We start from the raw sequence: 1538 nt of genomic DNA, 5'->3' as shown, positions 1-1538 counted from the left end.
CTCGGAGCGCATGATCAACGCCATCAGGCCACCGACGAGAAAGAACCCGAACGAGGTCACCAAGTACATCAGTCCGATGACCTTCGGATCGGTGGTGGTGACCATCGTGTGCAGGAACGACCCCTTGCGGGCCCCGCGGGGTGGATAGGGGCGAACCGCCGGCGCAGCCGGAGGAGATGTCAGCGCCGTCATGGAACCACCTTCGTGTCGCACGCGAATTACAGGACGCGTCCGCCAGCGTAACCCAAATACTATGCAGCATAGTATTTGGGGTTGTTCAGATCAGCAGGACCGCGCACGCTGCGGCGGAGACCGCGCTGAGCGAGACGACGGCCAACACGGCCGGCACGACGAGGGGCAGCACGGCGGCGGCAGCATAAGCGCCCGCTCGGGTTCGGCTCGGTGTTTGCGCGCTCGTGTCGAGGTGATGCAACCGCTCGGTGGTCGAGTCCCCGATCAGGCCCAGTGCCCACAGTGGCCGCGCAGAATGCGCCTGCGAGACCGTCGACAATGCCGAACGTACAGTGTCGGCGCTGGTGACTGCGGCCGCGGACCGGTCGGCTGCGACCTCGACCAGGACCCGTACCGCCGCGGGTGCCGCGGCGAAGAGGGGAACGCGAGGAAGCGCTTTGGCCAGGATCTCGCAGATGTTGACGATGCGGTGATGGCGCCCGCGCAGGTGGGCACGTTCGTGTGCGATCACTGCTCGCTGTTGTTCGGGATCGAGATGGGCGAGCAGGCCTTCGGTGGCCACGACGTAGCCGGGGCGACCGTCGATGCTGTAGGCCAGCGGGAGTGGGTGGTCGAGCCACATGATCGGTTCGGGTCCGGGGTCCGTGCGCGCCACGACGGCGATGACATCGCGGTGATAGTCGCGGACTTTGGACCGCGCTCGAAGCTGACGGCGAGTCGAGCGCAGGACGCGCGCCGATGCCGACGCCGCGAGGACGACCGATGCCCCGGCGACCGCTTCCCCGATCCACGGCTGGGCCGCGTGTTGCAGCGAGCCCAGGCAGCGGACGGCGAGTTCGACCATGCCCTCGGCCGGCGCATGGCCGGGCCAGAGCAACACCGCCACCGCGGATCCCACGAGAAACAGCACCCCGGCGATGCTGCCGATCCAAGCGGTCAAGGCGAGAGAGGGGCCGACGGTGCGGGTGAGTGAGGTCAGCAGCGGCGGCATGGCAACGGCCACCAGGGTCGCGGCGAGGAGTAATGCCAGTGCGACGATCACCGGTTCGCGTCCGGCAGGTTCCCCCGCAGGGCGTCCAGTTCGTCGTCGGTGACGGTTTTCGCGAAATGCATCAGCACGGCGGCCGAGTCGGTGCTGGTGTCGAGGATTTCGCGCAGCGCTTGCGAGGTGGCCTCGGCCCGAGATTGCACGGGCGAGTAGAGATAGGCGCGTGACTGCTTGGTCCGCTCGACCCACCCCTTCTCGTGGAGATGGGTCACGACGGTCAGGATCGTGGTGTAGGCGGGGTTTCTGTCGGCCATGCGTTCACGCAGGTCGTGGACCGACTGCGGTCGATCACATTGCC

2 protein-coding genes and 1 pseudogene are annotated in these 1538 nt (G+C 67.3%); all 3 read right to left on the bottom strand.

Annotation, left to right across the window (positions count from 1 at the left end; genetic code table 11):
* Window positions 1-192, bottom strand: a pseudogene (locus RHODMAR_RS27865) (cytochrome ubiquinol oxidase subunit I); the annotation flags it as partial.
* An 85-nt stretch (window positions 193-277) separates the two neighbouring features.
* On the bottom strand, window positions 278-1234 hold the full coding sequence (locus RHODMAR_RS26740; protein WP_008720986.1) for a M56 family metallopeptidase: 957 nt from the start codon (window positions 1232-1234) through the stop codon (window positions 278-280).
* The coding region (locus RHODMAR_RS26735; RefSeq protein ID WP_042940582.1) for a BlaI/MecI/CopY family transcriptional regulator at window positions 1231-1538 on the bottom strand (308 nt) is incomplete at its 5' end. The genes RHODMAR_RS26740 and RHODMAR_RS26735, both read right to left, overlap by 4 nt.

It is taken from the genome of Rhodococcus sp. AW25M09, from assembly GCF_000333955.1.
In the GTDB taxonomy this organism is placed as follows: domain Bacteria; phylum Actinomycetota; class Actinomycetes; order Mycobacteriales; family Mycobacteriaceae; genus Rhodococcoides.
This window is presented reverse-complemented; position numbering and strand designations above follow the sequence as displayed.